The sequence below is a fragment of the Streptomyces sp. NPDC086077 genome, from assembly GCF_040686175.1.
Classification (GTDB): Bacteria; Actinomycetota; Actinomycetes; order Streptomycetales; family Streptomycetaceae; genus Streptomyces.
Genome location: NZ_JBFBJT010000316.1, coordinates 1 through 1,590 on the forward strand (window position 1 = coordinate 1; position 1,590 = coordinate 1,590).

General features: G+C 66.4%; 2 protein-coding genes. Both read left to right on the forward strand.

All coding sequences use genetic code 11. From position 1 onward, the window contains the following. Positions 1-734 precede the first annotated feature (734 nt). On the forward strand, positions 735-1,112 hold the full coding sequence (locus AB0O67_RS37310; protein WP_365460557.1) for a hypothetical protein: 378 nt from the start codon (positions 735-737) through the stop codon (positions 1,110-1,112). 26 nt (positions 1,113-1,138) lie between these two features. Next, positions 1,139-1,519, forward strand: a complete 381-nt coding sequence (locus AB0O67_RS37315; protein ID WP_365460560.1) for a hypothetical protein — start codon at positions 1,139-1,141, stop codon at positions 1,517-1,519. Positions 1,520-1,590: the final 71 nt, after the last annotated feature.

Below are 1,590 nucleotides of genomic sequence, written 5' to 3' on the forward strand. Positions count from 1 at the left end.
CCGTCTCTACTCCGCCCTCAACGAGACTGTGGACATCGGCTACACCAGCGTTGACATTCTGACCAGGCACGACGAGTTCTACTACCGAATCGTCGGCGTCAGGTCAACCACTTCCCCGTAGCGATACTCCCTGCTGACCGGAGCCATGAACCGAGGCGGAACGATCATGACGATCGGCCAGCAGGTTCTCGGGACCGATGTCGACGAAGTGCTGCTGCTCGGGTAGCCGCTCCGACGAAGAGCGACCATAAGCTGCATCCGTCGCACTGAGGCCTGCTTGCTGTTCACCTGGGCGCGGCCTGGTCGGGGCTTCCTCCACACCGGACACACTCAACATGGTCGTCACCCAGGACAAGGTCTCGTCCGGTCCGTTCGCCATCCGCTGCGACAAGGTTTGCTTCGAAACGTGCAAGACCTTTCCCTCCCGGCGGGACTGCCGGGTCGTGGCAACGGTGTCCCAGACCACCGCGAGCGCCTACTGCCAGGAGCAGGGAAAGCTCATCAGCCACTCGAGTCACGGCAGCCAGGGTGGACGTACGTGGAGTCATCGAGCGGACCATGGGGCTGGGTGAACAACGTGTACATCACGGGGGACGAGCACCTGGCGCACGTCAGCGACTGCACGTTCTGACAGGAAAAGATCAGCGAGGGTGGCCCGCGACACGGTCATACGGACGCAACGCCCCTTCCGTCGTAGAGCCGAACAGTAAGCGTTCATGACAGAGGGGAAATCAATGGCGAAGCGATCCACCAGGCTGGCGGCGACAGGGCTGGCGCTCGGCGCGGCTCTCTCCCTCCTCGGCACCGCGGGCAGTGCGGAGGCCACCGCGCAGGCCGTGAACACCACCGTCCAGGCCGGCAGCAACATCCGGGAGGCCGCCACCACGAACAGCCGGCTCGTAGGCACCACCCAGTTCCAGAGCACGGCGTACGTCAGGTGCTACACGCGCGGCCAGTACGTGAAGGTCGGCAACTACGGCACCAACGTCTGGTACTACGGCAACGTCTTCGACGACGACGCGACACCGGGGCACGCCTACCTCAACGTGTGGGTGTGGGGCGGCAACGTCAACGTCGGCACGGACCCGTCCCCCGAGGTCTCGCCCTGCTGATTCCGAACCGCAGCGAGGAGAACCCCATGACCAAGCGAAGCAGGCCAGCCGTGGCCGCCGGGCTCGCGCTCGGCGCGGCTCTCTCCCTGCTCGGCACCATCGGGACCGCCGAGGCCGCGCCTCCCGGCACCAGCGGCTACGCGACGACCGTGCAGGCGAACAGCAACCTGCGCGACGCCCCCAACACCAGCAGCCGGATCTGGGGCACCACGACGAAGGTGACCGAGGCCGGCGTCGAGTGCTACACCCGCGGTCAGCGCGTCACCGCGGGCGGATACACCACGGACGTCTGGTACTTCGGCACTGTCATCGACTACGACATCGGCCACATCTACAGCAACGTGTGGATGTGGGGCGGCAACGTCAACGTGGGCGCCGACCCGGCGCCCGGCATCCCGTCCTGCTGACCGACTCACCCCGTCCGACCCCCGCGCTCCCGAGGCCTCGGTCCTGTACGGATGCCCGGGGGCGCGGTCGT

What these genes read in the sequence shown, in the direction of transcription:
- AB0O67_RS37315 (WP_365460560.1), top strand. Translation starts at nt 1,139, where the DNA reads ATGACCAAGCGAAGCAGGCCAGCCGTGGCCGCCGGGCTCGCGCTCGGC.
- AB0O67_RS37310 (WP_365460557.1), top strand. Translation starts at nt 735, where the DNA reads ATGGCGAAGCGATCCACCAGGCTGGCGGCGACAGGGCTGGCGCTCGGC.